Origin of the sequence: Streptomyces sp. NBC_01116 (genome assembly GCF_041435495.1) — a bacterium.
Lineage (GTDB): Bacteria > Actinomycetota > Actinomycetes > Streptomycetales > Streptomycetaceae > Streptomyces.
This window is the reverse complement of record NZ_CP108644.1, coordinates 7,293,300-7,310,823: the sequence shown is the minus strand read 5'-3', so window position 1 is coordinate 7,310,823 and position 17,524 is coordinate 7,293,300. Positions and strand designations below refer to the sequence as shown.

Annotated in this window: 17 protein-coding genes; 5 read left to right on the top strand and 12 right to left on the bottom strand. The window is 72.7% G+C overall.

All coding sequences use genetic code 11. The features are described 5' to 3' along the window. Positions 1-105: 105 nt before the first annotated feature. From OG245_RS32050 to OG245_RS32035, 4 genes are all read right to left on the bottom strand, one after another. Complete coding sequence (locus OG245_RS32050) at positions 106-975, bottom strand: ATP-binding cassette domain-containing protein (protein WP_371626830.1); 870 nt, start codon at positions 973-975, stop codon at positions 106-108. Further along, a complete protein-coding gene (locus OG245_RS32045; RefSeq protein WP_371626829.1) occupies positions 972-2,027 on the bottom strand; it encodes an ABC transporter permease in 1,056 nt (351 codons plus the stop codon). Before OG245_RS32045 ends, OG245_RS32050 begins: the two co-directional genes overlap by 4 nt. Further along, a complete protein-coding gene (locus tag OG245_RS32040; RefSeq protein ID WP_371626828.1) occupies positions 2,024-3,004 on the bottom strand; it encodes a sugar ABC transporter substrate-binding protein in 981 nt (326 codons plus the stop codon). The genes OG245_RS32045 and OG245_RS32040 overlap by 4 nt, the downstream gene beginning before the upstream one ends. Before the next feature lie 238 nt (positions 3,005-3,242). Beyond that, positions 3,243-4,001, bottom strand: coding sequence for a GntR family transcriptional regulator (locus tag OG245_RS32035; protein WP_371626827.1), 759 nt, complete (start codon positions 3,999-4,001; stop codon positions 3,243-3,245). Positions 4,002-4,132: 131 nt separating this feature from the next. Between OG245_RS32035 and OG245_RS32030 the strand changes: the two genes are divergently transcribed. Next, entirely contained in the window at positions 4,133-5,152 is a 1,020-nt protein-coding gene (locus tag OG245_RS32030; protein ID WP_371626826.1) for a Gfo/Idh/MocA family oxidoreductase, read from the top strand. Between the two features lie 23 nt (positions 5,153-5,175). On the opposite strand, the gene OG245_RS32025 is transcribed toward OG245_RS32030, so the two are convergent. The 4 genes from OG245_RS32025 to OG245_RS32010 all read right to left on the bottom strand — a co-directional run bounded on the left by OG245_RS32025 (position 5,176) and on the right by OG245_RS32010 (position 9,815). Beyond that, complete coding sequence (locus tag OG245_RS32025) at positions 5,176-6,372, bottom strand: cytochrome P450 (RefSeq protein ID WP_371626825.1); 1,197 nt, start codon at positions 6,370-6,372, stop codon at positions 5,176-5,178. 132 nt (positions 6,373-6,504) lie between these two features. Then, entirely contained in the window at positions 6,505-7,677 is a 1,173-nt protein-coding gene (locus OG245_RS32020; RefSeq protein WP_371626824.1) for a cytochrome P450, read from the bottom strand. 46 nt (positions 7,678-7,723) lie between these two features. Beyond that, complete coding sequence (locus tag OG245_RS32015) at positions 7,724-8,464, bottom strand: response regulator (RefSeq protein ID WP_371626823.1); 741 nt, start codon at positions 8,462-8,464, stop codon at positions 7,724-7,726. Positions 8,465-8,594: 130 nt separating this feature from the next. After that, entirely contained in the window at positions 8,595-9,815 is a 1,221-nt protein-coding gene (locus tag OG245_RS32010) for a sensor histidine kinase (protein ID WP_371626822.1), read from the bottom strand. Positions 9,816-9,960: 145 nt separating this feature from the next. Here OG245_RS32010 and OG245_RS32005 point away from each other — a divergent pair, with 145 nt between their 5' ends. Then, positions 9,961-10,164, top strand: a complete 204-nt coding sequence (locus OG245_RS32005; protein ID WP_018961410.1) for a hypothetical protein — start codon at positions 9,961-9,963, stop codon at positions 10,162-10,164. A gap of 104 nt (positions 10,165-10,268) precedes the next feature. On the opposite strand, the gene OG245_RS32000 is transcribed toward OG245_RS32005, so the two are convergent. After that, the gene (locus OG245_RS32000) at positions 10,269-11,186 is read right to left on the bottom strand and encodes a DMT family transporter (protein ID WP_371628041.1); all 918 of its coding nucleotides are present in this window, start codon (positions 11,184-11,186) and stop codon (positions 10,269-10,271) included. 241 nt (positions 11,187-11,427) lie between these two features. Between OG245_RS32000 and OG245_RS31995 the strand changes: the two genes are divergently transcribed. The 3 genes from OG245_RS31995 (at position 11,428) to OG245_RS31985 (ending at position 13,948) form a co-directional block, all read left to right on the top strand. Continuing rightward, on the top strand, positions 11,428-12,069 hold the full coding sequence (locus OG245_RS31995) for a TetR/AcrR family transcriptional regulator (protein WP_371626821.1): 642 nt from the start codon (positions 11,428-11,430) through the stop codon (positions 12,067-12,069). A 124-nt stretch (positions 12,070-12,193) separates the two neighbouring features. After that, the gene (locus OG245_RS31990) at positions 12,194-12,973 is read left to right on the top strand and encodes an SDR family NAD(P)-dependent oxidoreductase (RefSeq protein ID WP_371626820.1); all 780 of its coding nucleotides are present in this window, start codon (positions 12,194-12,196) and stop codon (positions 12,971-12,973) included. A 144-nt stretch (positions 12,974-13,117) separates the two neighbouring features. Further along, complete coding sequence (locus OG245_RS31985; protein ID WP_371626819.1) at positions 13,118-13,948, top strand: aldo/keto reductase; 831 nt, start codon at positions 13,118-13,120, stop codon at positions 13,946-13,948. Between the two features lie 241 nt (positions 13,949-14,189). Here the strand turns inward: OG245_RS31985 and OG245_RS31980 are convergent, their stop codons facing one another. The 3 genes from OG245_RS31980 to allB all read right to left on the bottom strand — a co-directional run bounded on the left by OG245_RS31980 (position 14,190) and on the right by allB (position 17,253). Beyond that, a complete protein-coding gene (locus OG245_RS31980; protein ID WP_371626818.1) occupies positions 14,190-14,513 on the bottom strand; it encodes a putative quinol monooxygenase in 324 nt (107 codons plus the stop codon). Between the two features lie 162 nt (positions 14,514-14,675). Further along, positions 14,676-15,797 carry an allantoicase gene (gene alc, locus OG245_RS31975; protein WP_371626817.1) on the bottom strand — a complete coding sequence of 374 codons (1,122 nt, stop codon included), beginning with the start codon at positions 15,795-15,797 and terminating at the stop codon, positions 14,676-14,678. Between the two features lie 112 nt (positions 15,798-15,909). Beyond that, a complete protein-coding gene (allB, locus tag OG245_RS31970; RefSeq protein ID WP_371626816.1) occupies positions 15,910-17,253 on the bottom strand; it encodes an allantoinase AllB in 1,344 nt (447 codons plus the stop codon). Between the last annotated feature and the right edge of the window lie 271 nt (positions 17,254-17,524).

The following is a 17,524-nucleotide window of genomic DNA, read 5'->3' as shown; positions in this document are numbered from 1 at the left end:
CGCTGTCGCGGCCGGCGGCGGACGGCGCCCGCCGGCCTCGATTCTGCCACTGCCCGGCCCCGGGAAGCCGGTGGGCGGGGTGGGCCGCGCCGGGGCGGTCGCCGCTCAGGGAGTCCCGTCCTTCGTGCCGTGGGCGCCCGGGAGGGTGGGGGTCGGGGTGCGTTCCAGCTCGTGGCTGAGCTCCTCCAGCTCGCTGCCGCCCGCCATCTGCCGGGTGAGCTCGTCCAGCGTGACGTCGTCCTTGGTGTGGCTGCCGGACATCGCGCCGCGCTTGAGGAGGATGAAGCGGTCTCCGACGAGGTGGGCGTGGTGCGGGTTGTGCGTGATGAGGACCACGCCGAGGCCGGCGTCGCGGGCGGCCGCCACGTACTTGAGGACCACGCCGGACTGCTTGACGCCGAGGGCGGCGGTCGGCTCGTCCAGGACGAGGACCTTCGCGCCGAAGTAGACGGCGCGGGCGATGGCCACGCACTGGCGCTCGCCGCCGGACAGGGTGCCGATGGGCTGGTCGACGTCGCGCAGGTCGATGCCCATGCGGAGCAGTTCGGTACGGGTCGTCTCGCGCATCTTCCGGACGTCGAGGCGCTTGAAGGGACCGAAGCCGACGGTGGGCTCGGAGCCGAGGAAGAAGTTCCGCCAGACCGGCATCAGCGGGACGACGGCGAGGTCCTGGTAGACGGTGGCGATGCCCCGGTCCAGGGCGTCGCGCGGGTTGGCGAGGGCGGTCTCCTCGCCGTCGATCAGGAAGCGTCCGGCGTCGTGCCGGTGCAGCCCCGCGATGATCTTGATGAGGGTGGACTTGCCGGCGCCGTTGTCCCCGAGGACGCAGGTGATCTCGCCCGCGTGGACCTCCAGCGAGACGTGCTCCAGGGCCTTGATGTTGCCGTAGAACTTGGACACGTCGTCCAGCTCGACCAGGGCACCGGCGGTCGCTCCCCCGGTCGCTCCCGAGGCATCTTCAGGGGTGGCCGTCATGCCGTCGCCTCCGCGCGCTTGCGCACCCACGCGTTGAGCAGGGTGGCCAGGAGCAGCATCGCTCCCAGGAAGAATTTGAACCAGTCCGGGTTCCACTCGGCGTACACGATGCCCTTGCTGGTCATGCCGAAGATGAAGGCGCCGACGGCCGAGCCGATCGCGGAGCCGTAGCCGCCGGTGATCAGGCAGCCGCCGATGACGGCGGCGATGATGTACGTCAGCTCGTTGCCGACGCCCTCGCCGGACTGGACGACGTCGTAGCTGAACAGCAGGTGCTGGCCGGAGACCCAGGCGGCGAAGGCGACGCCGAGGTAGAGCCCGATCTTGGTGCGGATGACGGGGACGCCGACCGCGCGGGCCGCGTCGGCCTCGCCGCCGACGGCGAAGATCCAGTTGCCGAAGCGGGTACGCAGGAGGATCCAGGTGGCCACGCCGACGAGCGCCGCCCACCACAGGATCGTCACCTTGAACTCGACGCCGCCGAGGGTCAGCGTCGAGGCGAACAGCGCGCGGGCCGAGTCGAAGCCCTCCATGTCGCCGATGGCCTTGGTGGAGACGGTGCCGCTGATGAGCTTGGTGAAGCCGAGGTTCAGACCGGTCAGCATCAGGAACGTGCCGAGCGTGATGATGAAACTCGGCAGTTTGGTGCGGGTCAGCATGAAGCCGTTGAACGCGCCGATGGCGAGCGTGACCAGCAGCGACACGAGGACGCCGACCCAGACGTTGGCCGTCATCTGGTAGCTGAACATCGAGGAGATCAGCGCGGAGCTGGTCACCATGACCCCGGCGGAGAGGTCGAACTCGCCGCCGATCATCAGCAGCGCGACCGGGGCCGCCATGATGCCGAGGACGGAGGCCGCGTACAGCACGGTGCCGAGGCTGGAGGCCTGGAGGAAGCTGTCGGCGACGATCGCGAAGAACAGGAAGACGGCCGCCGCGCCGACGACCGAGCCGAGCTCGGGGCGGCCGAGCAGCTTGCGCAGCGGCGAGGTGCGCACCAGCCGCTCGTCCACCTCCGTCGGCGTCCGGGGCGCGGCGGTGGAGCCGCTCATCGGGTTCCCCGCTTGGTGTAGTCGGCCAGGGCGTCGGCGTCGTCCTTGGTGATGATCTGCGGGCCGGTGAGGACGGGCAGGCCGCCGCCGAGGACGTTGCGGTTGTAGCGGTAGAGCCAGAGCAGGTCGACGGCCTCGTAGCCCTGGAGGTAGGGCTGCTGGTCGACGGCGAAGCCGAGCTTGTCGCTCTGGAGGCCGGTGGCGACCTTGGCGTTGAGGTCGAAGGTGTCGATCTCGGCCTTGCTGCCCGCCGTCTGCTTGGCCTGGACGGCCGCGTCGGCGAAGGGGGCGCCGAGGGTGACGACCGCGTCGATGCTCTTGTCGGACTGGAGCTTGGCCTCGATGGACGCGGTGACGTCGGGCATGTTGGTGCCGTCGACGTACAGGTTCTGCATCGTGCCGTCGAAGGTCTTCTTCGCCCCGGCGCAGCGCTGCTCGTGGCCCACGTTGCCCTGCTCGTGGAGGACGCAGAGGGCCTTCTTGCGGTCCCGGCTGTTCAGCTCGTCGCCGACGGCCTCACCGGCGATCGACTCGTCCTGGCCGATGTGGGTCAGGGCGCCGAACTCCTTCGACTCCGCGGAGCCCGAGTTCACGGTGACGACCGGGATGCCCGCCTTGACGGCCTTGGCGACCACGGCCTTCATCGCGTCCGGCTTGGCCAGCGAGACGATCAGTCCGTCGACCTTCTTGTCGATCGCGGTCTGGACGAGCTGGGCCTGCTGGTTGGCCTCGTCGTTGTGCGAGTAGAGGAAGTTGATGTTGTCCTTGAGGGCCGCCTGCTCGGCTCCCTTCTGGACGATGTCCCAGAAGGTGTCGCCGTCGCCCGAGTGGGTGACCATGGCGAAGGTCCAGCGCGGTGTGTTCACCGCGGCCCTTCCCTCGGCCGCGGCGGCCGCGCGCTCCTCGGCGCGCTTGCCGCCGGTGCTGCTGCATCCCGCGAGGGAGGCGCCCAGCACCACTGCCAGCACGGCGCCCATCGCGCGTACCCCTGTCCGAACCCTTGCCACGACGCCGTGCCCTTCTACTGCTGCTCGCTGTGCTGCTTCGACGGAGCCGGGGAGTGTACGGTCCCGGCCCGGCCGCCCAAGTATCCCCGAGCGCCCGACGGACACGGAGCCTGGGGCACGGGGGCTGTCGAGCGCAACCCGTGTGCCCGTACCGTCTCGGCCCGTCCTGGAGCGCCGGACGGGCCGGATCAGCGGGTCCGGGCACCGCTCAGGCGCGCACCAGGAGCTGGAACTCGAAGGCGTACCGCTCCGCCCGGTAGACGTGCGAGCCGAACTCGACCACCCGGCCGGTGTCGTCGTACGTCGTGCGTTCCATCGTCAGCAGCGGCGCACCCACGGGCTCCGACAGCACCCGCGCCTGCCGGTCGTCCGCGGCGCGGGCGCCGACGGTCTGGCGGGCGCTGTGCAGGGTGACGCCGGAGGCCCGCATCAGCCGGTAGAGGCCGGTGGCCTCCAGTTCCTCGGTGAGCAGGGGCAGCAGGCCCGGGGGCAGGTGGTTGCGCAGGAGGGCCATCGGTTCGCCGTGGGCGCTGCGGAGCCGCTCCACGAGGTGGACCTCGCTGCCCTCGGCGACGCCGAGCGCGGTGGCGACCTCGGCGGTGGCCGGTTCCGTGGTGTTGCGCAGGACGCCGGTGGCGGGGCGCTGGCCGGCCGCCTCCAGGTCGTCGTAGAGCGAGCTGAGCTCCAGCGGGCGGCGGACCTTGCTGTGGACGACCTGGGTGCCGACTCCCCGGCGGCGGACCATGAGGCCCTTGTCGACGAGCGACTGGATGGCCTGGCGGACGGTCGGCCGGGACAGGCCGAGGCGGGCGGCGAGGTCGATCTCGTTCCCGAGGAGGGCGCCGGGGGCCAGCCGGCCCTGCTCCACGGCGGCCTCCAGCTGCTGTGCCAGCTGGAAGTAGAGCGGCACCGGGCTGGTGCGGTCCACGCTCAGCGGCAGCGGCCGGTCGGATCCATGTGCGGTCACGGGGCGAGCGTAGTTCGCTTGTCCGGACAAAGCCATGGCGTACCGGGGCGGGGAGCGGCCGGTCGATGCGGCGGCCATTTGTCAGGACAAACGCTTGACATGACGACCGGGCGAACGTCACCTTGGGGATCATGCGCATCGGACTGATCGGAACGGGACGGATCGGCACATTCCATGCGGAGGCGCTGAGCCGTCACCCCGCCGTGGACGCCCTGCTGCTGGCGGACGCGGACCTGGAGCGGGCGGCCGGAGCCGCGGCGCGGACCGGGGCGGCGGCCGTCCCGGTGGATGGCCTGTTCACCGGGGAGGGCGCGGCCGGGGGCCCGCCCGACGCCGTGGTGATCTGTTCCGCGACCTCGGCCCACGCCGGCCTCATCGCACGGGCCGCCCGCGCCGGGCTGCCCGTCTTCTGCGAGAAGCCGATCGCCCTGGACCTGCCGGGCACGCTCGCCGCGCTCGCGGAGGTCGAGGCGGCGGGCAGCGTCCTCCAGCTCGGCTTCATGCGGCGCTTCGACACCGGGTACGGCGAGGCCAGGGCCGCCGTGCGGGAGGGCAGGCTCGGCCGGCTGCACACCGTGCGCGCGGTCACCTCCGACCCGGCCCCGCCGCCCGCCGCCTACCTCCCGCTCTCCGGCGGGCTGTACCGCGACTGCCTGGTCCACGACTTCGACATCCTGCGCTGGGTGACGGGCCGCGAGGTGAGCGAGGTGTACGCCACCGGCTCGGACGCCGGACCCGCGATGTTCCGGGAGGCCGGGGACGTGGACACGGCCGCCGCTCTGCTCACCCTCGACGACGGGACGCTCGCCACCGCCACCGCGACCCGGTGCAACGGCTCCGGGTACGACGTACGGATGGAGCTGGCCGGCGAACGGGACCAGATCGCCGTCGGCCTGGACGACCGTACGCCGCTGACCTCGGCCGAGCCCGGTGGCCCCGGCGCTCCGGCGAAGCCCTGGCCGGGGTTCCTGGAACGGTTCGCCCCCGCGTACGAGGCGGAACTGGACGCGTTCCTGCGCGTGGCCCGCGGTGAGCTGGCCAATCCGTGCGACGGGCGGGAGGCCCTGCACGCCCTGCGGATCGCCGAGGCGTGCGAGGTCTCCCGCCGTGAACGCCGGCCGGTGGCGATGACGGAGATCCCCGGCGGCTGAACCTGGCCCGGGCCTCTCGGCCGCTACCAGGCGACCGGGAGGCTCAGCGGCCCCCGCATCAGCATCCCGGTGCGCCAGGCGAGCGTCGCCGGGTCCGCGGTCAGCCGCAGGTCCGGGCAGCGCTCCAGCAGCGACCTGATGGCGATCCTGGCCTCGATGCGGGCCAGCGGCGCGCCCAGGCAGTAGTGGATGCCGTGGCCGAAGGCGATGTGGCCCCGGGCGTCGCGGGTGATGTCGAAGCGGGACCCGTCGGGGTAGCGGGCGGGGTCCCGGTTGGCGTCCGACATCGCGACGAGAACCAGCTCGCCGCCGCCGGGGATCACCGTTCCGCCGACCTCGATCGGATCGGTCGTGAAGCGGTAGGTGGGGGTCTCCACCGGCCCCTCGAAGCGCAGGATCTCCTCGACCGCGTTGTCGATCAGCGTGAAGTCGGCGCGCAGGGCGGCCAGCTGATCGGGGTGGGCGAGGAGGTTGTGCACGCCGTTGGTGATGAGGTTGACGGTGGTCTCGTGTCCGGCGACCAGCAGCAGCCAGGCCATACCGATGAGTTCGTCGCCGGACAGCCGGTCGCCGTCCTCGTCGGAGGTGTGGATCAGCGCGCTCAGCAGGTCCTCGCCCGGTTCCTCGCGCTTGTCGGCGAGCAGGCCCGCGATGTACGCGGTCATCGCCCGCGTGGAGGAGGCGCGCAGGGACGGGTCGACGGAGGAGACCGCCTGGCCGGACCAGGTGCGGAAGGCCTCGCGGTCCAGGGACGGGACGCCGAGCAGCTCGCAGATCACCGACATGGGCAGCGGGAAGGACAGCGCCTCGACCAGGTCCGCCGCACGGTCCGGGGCCGCGAGCATCGCGTCCAGCAGCTCGTCGGTCATCTCCTGCACACGCGGGGCCAGTTGCTCCATGCGGCGCGGGGTGAACTCGCGGGCGACCAGCTTGCGCATCCGGGTGTGGTCGGGGGCGTCGGAACCGAGCATCGAGGAACCGGCGGACACCTTGCTGACGCCGAGCGACGGCGAGGCCCGGCTCCAGTGCTTGGAGAGCCGCTGGTCGGCGAGGAGGGCGCGGCCCGCCTCGTATCCGACGACGAGCCAGGCGTCCGCGCCCTCGGGAATCCGCACCCGGTGGACCGGGCCCTTCGCGCGCAGGGCGGCGTAGGCGGGATAGGGGTCACGGGTGAACTGATCGCCGAGTGCGGCGAGATCGACCAGAGGTTCGGTGGTCAACTCGGTTCCCTTCGTGGACGGGTCACTGTGCGGGAGGCGGGGGCGGGGGGGCTGACGAGGGTGCGGACGGGAGAGGTCGGGGCGGACGGGAGGTCGGGGGCGGACGGGAAGGGGGGCGGTCCGGGCCGGGCCTCACCAGCGCACCGGCAGCCCCCGCGCGCCGCGCATCAGCAGACCGGGCAGCCAGTCCAGCTCGCCGCCGGACGGATCGCGGGCGAGGCCGGGACAGCGTTCCAGCAGGGCGGCTATCGCGATGCGGGCCTCCATCCGGGCGAGCGGAGCGCCCAGGCAGAAGTGCGCGCCGTGGCCGAAGCCCAGGTGCCCCTGGGGCTCGCGGCGGATGTCGAAGGTGTCCGGTTCGGGGAAGCGGCCGGGGTCGCGGTCGGCGGAGGCCAGGGCGACGAGGACCGCCTCGTCGGCCGGGATCACGGTGTCGCCGATCGTCACCGGCTCGCGGGTGAAGCGGAAGGTCGCGGTCTCCACCGGCCCGTCGTAGCGCAGCATCTCCTCGACCGCGTTGTCGAGCAGCCCCGGATCGGCGCGCAGCAGGGCGAGCTGGTCGGGGTGGTCGAGCAGGGCCCGGACCCCGTTGGCGATCAGGTTGACGGTGGTCTCATGGCCGGCGACCAGCAACAGGAAGGCCATGCCGACCAGTTCGGCGGAGGAGAGCGAGTCGCCGCCCTCGTCCCGGGTGCGGATCAGCGCGCTCAGCAGGTCGTCGCCGGGCGAACGCCTCTTGTCCTCGATCAGTTGGACGAGGTAGGCGCTCATCGCACCGACCGGGTCGGCTTCCCGTTGCTCCGGGGTGGGCGCGACGATGCCGCTGGAGAGCGTCCGGAAGGTGTCCCGGTCGATGTCCGGGACACCGAGGAGTTCGCAGATCACGGTCATCGGCAGCGGGAAGGCCAGCGCGTCCACCAGGTCCGCGGAGCCCCGGGGCACCATGGCGTCGAGGAGGTCGTGGGTGATCTCGGTGACACGGGGGCGCAGCGCCTCGATGCGGCGGGCGGTGAACTCACGGATGACCAGCCGGCGCAGCCGGGTGTGGTGCGGGGCGTCCAGCTCCAGCATGTTGGCGCTCAGCATCGCTTCGGACGCCTCCCAGCGTCCGGTGGTCCGCCAGTCCTTGCCGAGCCGCTGGTCGGCGAGAGCGGCGCGGGCCTCCTCGTAACCGACGACCAGCCAGATCCGCTCCATCTCCTCGGTGCGCACGGCGTGCACCGGTCCCTCGGCCCGCAGCTTCGCGTAGTACGGATAGGGATCCGCGGTGAAGTCCGGCAGGTCGCGCAGATCGAGCACAGCCATGATGGTCAGCCCCTCTTCCGTTCCGGCCCGTTCCGGTCCGCTCCGGTCAGCGTAGGCCGCCCCCGTCCTCCCCGTCCGTGTCGAGGAGTCCCGCGTCATGGACCAACAGCGCGATCTGGACGCGGTTGTTGAGTTCGAGTTTGGCGAGAATCCGTGAGACGTGCGTCTTGACGGTCGCGACGCTGAGGTAGAGCGAACCCGCGATCTCGGCATTGGAGCCGCCGCGCCCGACGGCGACGGCGACTTCCCGCTCCCGTTCGGCGAGTTGGTCGAAACGCCTGCGTGCGCGGTCGGCCCGGCCGGCCCGGTCGTCGCCCGGGCCGCCGGCGGCCCGGGCCATCAACTGGCGGGTGACGGCAGGTGAGAGCACCGGGTCCCCCGCGGCGACCCGGCGGACCGAATCGACGATGCGGGCGGGCGGGGTGTCTTTCAGGACGAATCCGGCTGCCCCGGCCCGGATGGCCCGGAGCACCTGTTCGTCCGCGTGGAACGTGGTGAGGACGACGACTTCGGGAGCCCCGGGCCGGCGGCGCAGCCGCTCGGTCGCGGTGAGCCCGTCCATGACCGGCATCCGGATGTCCATCAGGACGACGTCGGGGCGCAGCCGTTCGACCAGTTCCTCGACCTCGTCGCCGTCCGCGCCCTCCCCCACGATGTCGATGCCCTCGTCGCCGCCGAGCATCAGGGTCAGCCCGGCCCGGACCAGCGGGTCGTCGTCGACGATCAGCAGCCGGACGGGCGGGGGCGTGGGTGAGGCCGGAGGTGTCGGGGGCGCCGGGGTGTTCATGACGGCCACCGTAGCCAGCCGGTGAGCGGGCCCCGCACGGCGGGCGTCGCGGCCACGGTCCTCGGGGCGGGCGTCGTCCCGGCCCCGGTCACGGCCCCGGTCCTCGGGCGGGGCTTCCCGCCCCCGGGCGTCACGCGGCGGGCCACGGCAGCCGGGCCCGGACCACGAAGCCGCCGTCCTTCGTCGGACCGTGCTCCAGCCCGCCGCCGGCGAGCGTGGCGCGTTCGGTGAGGCCGATGAGCCCCTGGCCCGAGCCGGGGACGCGCTCGAAGGGTTCGGTGGGGGCGGGGTTCGCCACCTCGATGGTGAGCCCGTCGCCGGGGCCGCCCGCCACGGTGAGGGTGACCTCGGTGCCGGGTGCGTGTTTGCGGGCGTTGGTCAGGCACTCCTGGGCGATCCGGTAGACCGTGCGGCCGGTGGCGGCGGGGGCGTCCTGGGGGTCGGTGACCCGGTCGTCGACGACGACCTTCATGCCCGCGAGCCGGGACTCGGCGATGAGGGCGTCCAGGGTCGCGAGGGTGGGCTGCGGCCGGTGGCCCTCGTCGGTGTCGCCGGGCCCGCGCAGGACGCCGATGATCTCGCGGAGGTCCTGGAGGGCCTCGTGGGCGCTGTCCCGGATGACGCCCGCGGCCCGGCCGACCTCGGCTGCGGGGGCGTCCGGCCGGAATTCGAGGGCCCCTGCGTGCACGCTGAGCAGGGTCAGCCGGTGGGCCAGGACGTCGTGCATCTCGCGCGCGATGGCCTCCCGGGCCAGCCGCTGGGCCTGTTCGGCGCGCAGCTCCGCCTCGGCCTCGGCCCGGCGGGCCCGTTCGCGGAGGCTGAGGACGAGCTGCCGCCGCGAACGTACGACCATGCCCCAGCTGAGCACGAGCAGGACGAGCAGGACCCCGAAGATGACCGAGGCGAGGAAGGTCGTCGCGGGGTCGGGGCGCAGGAGGGGTTGCAGGGGGGCCACGATCAGCGCGCCCGCGCCGACGATCGCCACCGGTTTGAAGGGGCGGTGCACGGCCAGGCTGAACAGGGCCACCATCAGCGCCCCGGCGGCCACGGGTTCGACGATGCAGACGACGGTCAGCACGGCGGCGAGCCCCACCGGCCAGCGCCGCCGGAGCCAGAGCGCGCAGCACGCCGCCGCGCCGATCACCGAGTCGACGAGGACGAAGACGTCCGGTGTGGTGTCGTCGGCGTCGATCGCGGCGAGCGACAGCAGGCCGATGCCCGCGGCGCAGAGGAAGGCCGTGATGTCGACGGCCCAGTCCCGCACGGTGCGGCTCGTCCGGGCCCGGTCGCCGGGCAGCTCGTGGTCGGCCATCGCCGAGGGGAGCAGCCAGCGGTACTCGGTGCGCGTCATATCGACAAAGTTACGCAGCCGGGCGGCCCGGAGAGGCCCCGCGCGGCGAGGGAGCGACCAAAGTCGCGGGACCGGCTACTTTCGGCGCGGCGGACGGGACCGGTGGCCGACGCGGCGGGCGCGGGGCGGGCGGAAGGCTCGGCCCATGAAGAAAATCGTCGAGACGATCGGGTTCCTCGTCTTCGCCCAGGGCGCCGGCGGGCTGCTGTACGAGTGGACGGGCTGGTTCAGGCTGTGGACGGTGGTGCGGCGGATCGACTTCCTCAGCGACCGCGGACTGTTCGTCAACATCGTGCTGATCGTGGCGGGGGCGGCCGTGATGATCGCCGCGGACTCGATCAAGTCCTGACAGCGACGATCACCCCCTGACCGCGGTGATCAAGTCCTGAACACGGTGAACAAGCCCCGGCCGAACACTTCCTGACGGCCCTGAACATGTCCTGGCGGCGGCGATCAGGCCCGGTCCGCGCCGCGTCGGCCCCACGCGGTGCCCGCCAGGACGAGGACCGCACCCGCCGCGCCGAGCAGCCCGAGCCGTTCCCCGCCGAGGCTGATGCCGACGGCGGCGGCCCACAGCGGTTCCGTGCCGAGCAGCAGGCTGACCCGGGACGGTGAGGTGCGGCGTACGGACCACATCTGCACGAAGAACGCGAACAGCGTGCAGAACACCGAGAGGAAGACCAGGCCCGCCCACTCCCGGGCGCCGAAGTCCGCCGCCGCGCTCCACGGCGAGGCGCCGGTGCCGGGGACGGCGGCGAGCACGGCGAAGACGGCGACCGCGGCCCCGAGCTGGACGGTCGTCAGCGAGAGCGGGTCGGCGTCCTGGACCGCCTTGATCCTGGCCATCGCCAGGACGTGGACGGTGCGGGCGAGCGCGGCGAGGAGCATCAGAAGGTCACCGCCCGAGGGGCTGGTGAGCCCGCCGCCCTGGGTCAGCAGGACCACTCCGGCGACGGAGAGCCCGGCCGCCGCGACGAATCCGGCCGACGGGCGCACGCGGGTCACGGCGGCCTCGGCCAGCGGCGTGAAGATCATGGTGAGGCTGATGATCAGCCCCGCGTTGGTGGCGGAGGTGTGCACCACCCCGTACGTCTCCAGCAGGAAGATCCCGCTCAGCACCAGGCCCAGCAGCCCCGCGCCCCGCCACTGCGCGCCGGTCAGCGCCCGCAGCCTGCGCCATCCGGTCGCGACGAGTACCGGCAGCACGATCGCGAAGCGCAGGACGAGGACGGCGATGACGGTGTGGGCGGTGGTGATGCCCTTGGCCGCGAGGTAGCTGGCGCCCCAGACGGCGGCGACCGCCAGCACGGGAAGATCGGTGGCCCAGGCCCGGCGCGGGGGCGCGAGGGCGGGCACGGCGGCAACGGACAACGGGGTCTCCTGGATCTCCACGGAATGCGTTGTGGAGACCTCACCGGCTCGCACGCGGAGCGATCACGCTATCCGCCGGGCCCCTGAAAAAGGAACACCTGTCTCAGCGCTCGGATCGTTTCGGGGCATCGCCCGTGGTCAGCGGCGGTCGGGCCGTTCTGCCGGACGGCCGGGGGTCCGTCGGCCGCGCCGCCGCTCCCTAGACTGACGCCTCGATAACTCTGAGGCACGGAGTGGTCACATGACGTCGTTGAGAGCGGACGGGCGGGTCGAGCGGGGGAACCAGACCCGGCAGTTGATCCTGGGGCGGGCGGTGCAGATCGCCTCGGTCGAAGGGCTGGAGGGCCTGTCGCTGGGGCGGCTGGCCACCGAGCTCGGGCTGAGCAAGAGCGGGGTGTTCGCCCTGTTCGGCTCGAAGGAGGGGCTCCAGCTGGCCACCGTGCGGGGGGCGGTGGCCATATACGTCGACCACGTGCTGCGCCCCACCCGGTCGGTGCCGCCGGGGCTCGGGCGGGTGTGGCGGCTCTGCGAGGCCTGGATCGCGTACTCCCGCGAGCGCGTGTTCCGGGGCGGTTGCTTCTTCTACGCCGCCACCGCCGAGTTCGACGCGCGCGGCGGCAGGGTGCATGACGCCCTGGCGTCCGCGCAGACGGGCTGGGTCACTTTCGTGGAGCAGACGATCGAGGAGGCCAGGTCCTCCGGGGAGCTGGCCGGGGACACCGATGTGTGCCAACTGGCGTTCGAAGTGATCGCCCTGCTGGAGCTGGCCAACGCCGAGTCGGTGCTCCAGAACAACAACCTCGGCTACGACAAGGCGGCCCGCGCCATCCTGGTCCGGCTGCGGGCCGCGGCGACGGATTCCGCGCTGCTGCCTTCGCGGTAGACGGGCGACCGCGCCCGTGGCCCGGCGGCCGTGGGCGTCCGATACCCGCCGGTGCGAGGGCCCCGGCGGGCGTTTGCTGGGGGATGTCGTCGAGCGACGGCGTCCTCCAGCAAAGGAACCGGCCATGTCCAGCACCCTGTCCACGCCTGCCCCCACCACCCTTCCCACCGGCCTCCCGGCCAGGACCGCCCTGGTCACCGGGGGCAGCCGGGGCATCGGCGCCGCGATCGCGCTGCGGCTCGCCCAGGAGGGCGCGGACGTGGCCGTCACCTATGTCCAGGACGAGGCGGCGGCCCGTGCGGTCGTCGCGAGGATCGAGGGCTTCGGCCGCCGTGGCGTCGCCCTGCGCTGCGACGCGGCGGACGCCGACGCGGCCGCCGACGCCGTGCACCGGGCCGCGGACGCGCTCGGCCGGCTCGACGTCCTGGTCAACAACGCGGGCATCGGTGTGCTCGGGCCGATCTCCGGGCTCGCCGGGCCGGAGGTGGACCGGACGCTGGCGGTGAACGTGCGGGCGGTCTTCCTCGCCTGCCGGGCGGCGGCGGAACGGCTGGCCGACGGTGGCCGCGTCATCTCCGTGGGCTCCGCCCTGAGCCGGTACGCGGGCGGGCCCGGCTCCACCCTCTACGGGCTCAGCAAGTCCGCGCTGACCGGGCTGACCAAGCCGCTCGCCAGGGAGTTGGGGCCGCGCGGCATCACGGTGAACGTGATCCAGCCGGGGGCCGTGGACACCGATCTCAACCCGGCCGACGGGCCGTTCGCCGAGGGCCAGCGCGCGGCGAACGCGCTGGGCCGCTTCGGCACGACGGAGGAGATCGCCTCGCTCGTCGCGTACCTCGTGAGCGAGGAGGCAGCCTTCATCACGGGCACGGAGATCGTCGTGGACGGCGGCCACGCGGCCTGAGCGCCCCCGGGCCGTTCTCCCGGGCCGCTCCCCGGGCCGCCATCCGGAGCGCTCCCCCGTCGGCCCCGTCCGGCTGCCCCCTCCCCGGCCGCGCCCCTACGCTGGCCGGGACGGGGGCAGCGACGGGAAGGACGGGACCAGCACATGTCCGGCACACCGGTTCAGACGCTCAACGACGGCACGCGGCTCCCCGCGGTGGGGCTCGGCACCTACCCGCTGGACGACGCGGCGGCCGAGGAGGCCGTCGCCGGGGCCCTGGAGCTCGGCTACCGGCTGGTCGACACGGCCCTCGACTACGGCAACGAGACCGGCACCGGCCGGGGCATCGCCCGCAGCGGCGTCCCCCGCGAGGAGGTCCGCCTCACCACCAAGGTGCCCGGGCGGCACCACGGGTACGAGGAGACGCTCGCCTCGTTCGAGGAGTCGCGGGCCCGCCTGGGCGTCGAGTACGTCGACCTCTATCTGATCCACTGGCCGCTCCCCCGCGTCGACAAGTACGTCGACACCTGGAAGGCGATGATCCGGCTCCGCGAGGACGGCCTCGTCCGCTCGATCGGCGTCTCCAACTTCACCGCCGCGCATCTGGAGCGGCTGGAGCGGGAGACGGGCGTACTGCCCTCGGTGAACCAGATCGAGATGCACCCGCTGCTGCCTCAGGAGGAACTGCGGTCGGTGCACGCGGCGAAGGGCATCGTCACGGAGAGCTGGAGTCCGCTGGCCCGGGGGCGGGAGGTGCTGGAGGACCCCTCGACCGTGGCGATCGCCGAGGACCACGGGGTGAGCCCCGGGCAGGTGGTGCTGCGCTGGCACACCCAGCTGGGCGCGGTACCGATCCCGAAGTCGGCGGACCCGGGCCGGCAGGCCGAGAACCTCGATCTGTTCGGGTTCGAGCTGACGGCGCAGGAGCTGACGACGATCGCGTCCGGGCGGCAGCGGCGGTTCGGCGGCGACCCGGAGTCACACGAGGAGTTCTAGGTCCTGTCGTCAAACTGCCGTCGTCGCCCGAAAGGGCGGCCCTGCGGGGTCAGGTGCGTGCTCCCGGTGTGCCGGGTGCGGGTCCTCGTACGGGACGTACTCGGGCCTGTGCCCGGTGCGGCGAGAGCGCGTGCATGGCACCGCGGGGCAGGCGGCAGTTTGACGACAGGACCTAGCGGGACGTGCCCGTCAACGGTTCGGCGGAGCGGCACGTGCCGGCGGGTCCGGCGGGAGGTGCCGGTCAGCGGTTGCGCGGGGTGACCTCCGCCATCCGGGACCAGCCGGCGCCCTCCACCTCGACGTTGATGATCTCGGGGACCTCGGCCACCAGCTCCGCCATCGTCGCGATCGCCGCCTTGAAGTGGTCGGAGTTCACGTGCGCCTCGCCCGCCGCCGCGTCGGCGAAGGCCTCCAGCAGGACGAACTGGTCGGGGTTCTCCACACTGCGCGACCAGTCGAAGAAGAGGTTGCCGGGCTCGCGGCGGGTGGCGACGGTGAAGTCGTCCAGCCGGGTGAGCCATTCCTCGGGGTCGAGGGCGGTGAACCTGACGGCGATGAAGATCATGGGGGCTCCTGGTCGAGGCTCGGAACGTGCGGCTCGCCCGGCCTTCAGGGCCTGCTCACCGCAGCTCGACCAGGGTGACACACCCTCACGTAACGGGACCGGCCGGGCGCACCGCGATCCCCCTGCGACCGCGGTGCGCCGGGTTTCGGGCGCGTTCGGGAATCAGCCGCCGAGCTCCCGGTGACGGGCCGCCAGGGCGGCGGCGCCCTCGTCGGTGAGCGATCCGTACAGCCGCAGCCGGGAGATGCCGCCGTCCGGGTAGATGTCGACGCGTACGTGCGTGGCCCGGACGGTCCCGTCCAGGACGAAGCGGTGGTTGGTGTCGGGCTGGAGCCGGGTCCGGGGAAGGGCCTCCGTCCAGTCGCCGTCCTCGCCGTCGCGTACCGAGAGGCTCGCCCAGCCCGCGGAGTTGCCCTTGAGGTAGGCGGTGTCGATCTCGACGGCCCGGATGCCGGACTGCGCGGCGAGCCGGTAGCTGATCCAGTCGTTGCCCTGGTCGCGCCGGCGGCGGGTCTCCCAGCCGTCGTCCATCTTCCGCGAGCGGCCCGGCTGGATGGTGTTGGTGGCCGGGGAGTAGAAGCGGTCGGAGGCGTCCTCGACCTGCCCGCCGTTCTCCAGCGCGGCGAGGTCGAACGTACCGAGCGCGCCGAGCCAGGCGGGGTCGGGGGCGACCTCTCCGTACACGCGGAGCCGGGCGATCCCGCCGTCCGGGTGCTGGTTGACCCGCAGGTGGGTGAAGCGCTGCTCGGCGTCGACGGCGAACCCGTTGGCCGCGTGGCCGCCGACCGCCGTACGGGGGACGAGCACCGTCCACTTCACGTCGGGGGCGAGGAGCTCCTCGGGGGACGGGGAGCCGGGCAGGGCGACCGCCTCGACGGAGACCGCCTGCGGGTAGTTGCCGCGGAAGTGGGCGGTGTCCAGGACGATGCCCCGGATGACGCCGGGCGCGCCGAGGCGGACGAGGGCCCAGTCGTGGTCGTCGGCGGTGGGGTGCGGTTCGGCCGCGCTGACACCGCGTCGGCGGCGGGTCTCCCAGCCGTCCATGATCTTGCCCTTGTGCCCGAAGTGCTCCGGGTCGAAGACGGCGGGCCCGGGCTTGAGGAGGTTCTCGCGCTCGGCGAAGAACTCGTCGTTGGCGGCGATGACACCCGCCCCGAGACGGCGGTCGGCCAGGTCGACGAGGTGGGTGAAGGGGAGGTCGGCGGTGCGGTGGTCGGCGTACGGGTCGCCGCCCGCGTAGGGGCTTGCGTCGCCGGTGAAGCGCGGTATCGCGGCGTCCGTCATGGTCAGGGGGTCCTTTCGGTCACGGTTTTCGGTCACAATCAGGGGTCGCGTTCGAGGAGCGGACCGGTCGGCTCGGTCAGCGGTCGCGTTCGGAGGGCGGCCGGCGAGCTCGTCAGCGGTCGCGTTCGAGGAGGCGGCCCGCGGCCTCGGCGAGGACGCCGTCGGAGGCGATGCGGACGCCGCGCAGCCAGCTGGAGCGGACCACGCCGTGCAGGGTCTTCCCGGCGTAGGCGGTGACCTGGTTGCGGTGGAACAGCTCGGCGGGGTCGACGGTGAAGGTCGCGTCGGGGGCGAGGACCGCGAAGTCGGCGTCGCGTCCGGCCTCGATGGCTCCCTTGCGGGTCAGCCCGGCCAGCGCCGCGGGGGCGGCGGACATCCAGCGGGCGACGTCGTCGAGGGAGTGGCCGCGCCTGCGGGCCTCGGTCCAGATGGCGGGCAGGCCGAGCTGGAGGGAGGAGATGCCGCCCCAGGCGGAGGCGAAGTCGGGGGTCTTCAGGTCGGTGGTGCACGGCGAGTGGTCGCTGACGATGCAGTCGATGGTGCCGTCGGCGAGTCCGGCCCAGAGCGCGTCCTGGTTGGCGGCCTCGCGGATCGGCGGGCAGCACTTGAACTCCGTGGCCCCGTCCGGCACCTCCTCGGCGGTGAGGGTGAGGAAGTGCGGACAGGACTCGACGGTGACGCGGACGCCCTCGCGCTTGGCGGCGGCGATCAGCGGCAGGGCGTCGCTGGAGGAGAGGTGCAGGACGTGGACGCGGGCGTTCAGCCGCTTGGCGTGGGCGATGAGCCCCTCGATCGCGGTGTTCTCGGCGTCGCGCGGGCGGGAGGCGAGGAAGTCGGCGTAGGCGGGCCCGGAGCGCTGCGGGGCCTCGGCCAGGTGGTGCGGGTCCTCGGCGTGCACGATGAGCAGCCCGCCGAATCCGGCGATCTCCGCCATGGAGCGGGCCAGCTGCTCCTGGTCCAGCTCCGGGAACTCCTCGACGCCGGAGGGCGACAGGAAGCACTTGAAGCCGAAGACCCCGGCCTCGTACAGCGGGCGCAGGTCCCTGACGTTGGACGGGATCGCCCCGCCCCAGAAGCCGGTGTCGACGTGCGCCTTGGGGGCCGCCACCTGCTGCTTGACCCGCAGGTGTTCGACGGTGGTGGTCGGCGGGAGCGAGTTGAGGGGCATGTCCAGGAGCGTGGTGATCCCGCCCGCGGCGGCCGCGCGGGTGGCGGTGTAGAAGCCTTCCCACTCGGTGCGGCCGGGGTCGTTCACATGGACGTGGGTGTCGACCAGACCGGGCAGCAGGACGTCGTCGCCGAAGTCCTCCAGCCGGGCGCCGGCGGGCGTCTCGGTGTCGTACGGCAGGACCGCGTCGATCGTCCCGCCCGCGACGGCGACCGCCGCCGGGCGGGTGCCCTCGGGGGTGACGACGCGCGTCGAGCGCAGTATCAGGTTCACGTCCGGACCGGACACCTGTGCTCCTTCACTCCAGCAATGATCACAACAGGAATTCAACGAACTGTTGAAGCTTTCGATGGAGTCTTCACTCGGGAATCGCCCTCGTCAAGACCCCACCTTCCGCCACGGGGACCCGCCCGGCCACCCCCACCGCCCGACTGGAGGTTTCCACAAAGTAAAAGTCATATTTCGAACTGCGGAACGTAGCATGGGCCAGGAGGGGCGGCGCCGAGCCGCCCGCACCGACCGTCGGCACCCGGACAAAACAGCCCCTGACCGGCACGGA

Excerpts from the sequence above, each read along its gene's own strand:
- OG245_RS32045 (WP_371626829.1), bottom strand. The coding sequence starts at position 2,027 with ATGAGCGGCTCCACCGCCGCGCCCCGGACGCCGACGGAGGTGGACGAG.
- OG245_RS31980 (WP_371626818.1), bottom strand. The coding sequence starts at position 14,513 with ATGATCTTCATCGCCGTCAGGTTCACCGCCCTCGACCCCGAGGAATGG.
- OG245_RS32010 (WP_371626822.1), bottom strand. The coding sequence starts at position 9,815 with ATGACGCGCACCGAGTACCGCTGGCTGCTCCCCTCGGCGATGGCCGAC.
- OG245_RS32040 (WP_371626828.1), bottom strand. The coding sequence starts at position 3,004 with ATGGGCGCCGTGCTGGCAGTGGTGCTGGGCGCCTCCCTCGCGGGATGC.
- OG245_RS31995 (WP_371626821.1), top strand. The coding sequence starts at position 11,428 with ATGACGTCGTTGAGAGCGGACGGGCGGGTCGAGCGGGGGAACCAGACC.
- OG245_RS31990 (WP_371626820.1), top strand. The coding sequence starts at position 12,194 with ATGTCCAGCACCCTGTCCACGCCTGCCCCCACCACCCTTCCCACCGGC.
- OG245_RS32005 (WP_018961410.1), top strand. The coding sequence starts at position 9,961 with ATGAAGAAAATCGTCGAGACGATCGGGTTCCTCGTCTTCGCCCAGGGC.
- OG245_RS32015 (WP_371626823.1), bottom strand. The coding sequence starts at position 8,464 with ATGAACACCCCGGCGCCCCCGACACCTCCGGCCTCACCCACGCCCCCG.
- alc (WP_371626817.1), bottom strand. The coding sequence starts at position 15,797 with ATGACGGACGCCGCGATACCGCGCTTCACCGGCGACGCAAGCCCCTAC.
- OG245_RS31985 (WP_371626819.1), top strand. The coding sequence starts at position 13,118 with ATGTCCGGCACACCGGTTCAGACGCTCAACGACGGCACGCGGCTCCCC.
- OG245_RS32030 (WP_371626826.1), top strand. The coding sequence starts at position 4,133 with ATGCGCATCGGACTGATCGGAACGGGACGGATCGGCACATTCCATGCG.
- OG245_RS32020 (WP_371626824.1), bottom strand. The coding sequence starts at position 7,677 with ATGGCTGTGCTCGATCTGCGCGACCTGCCGGACTTCACCGCGGATCCC.
- OG245_RS32050 (WP_371626830.1), bottom strand. The coding sequence starts at position 975 with ATGACGGCCACCCCTGAAGATGCCTCGGGAGCGACCGGGGGAGCGACC.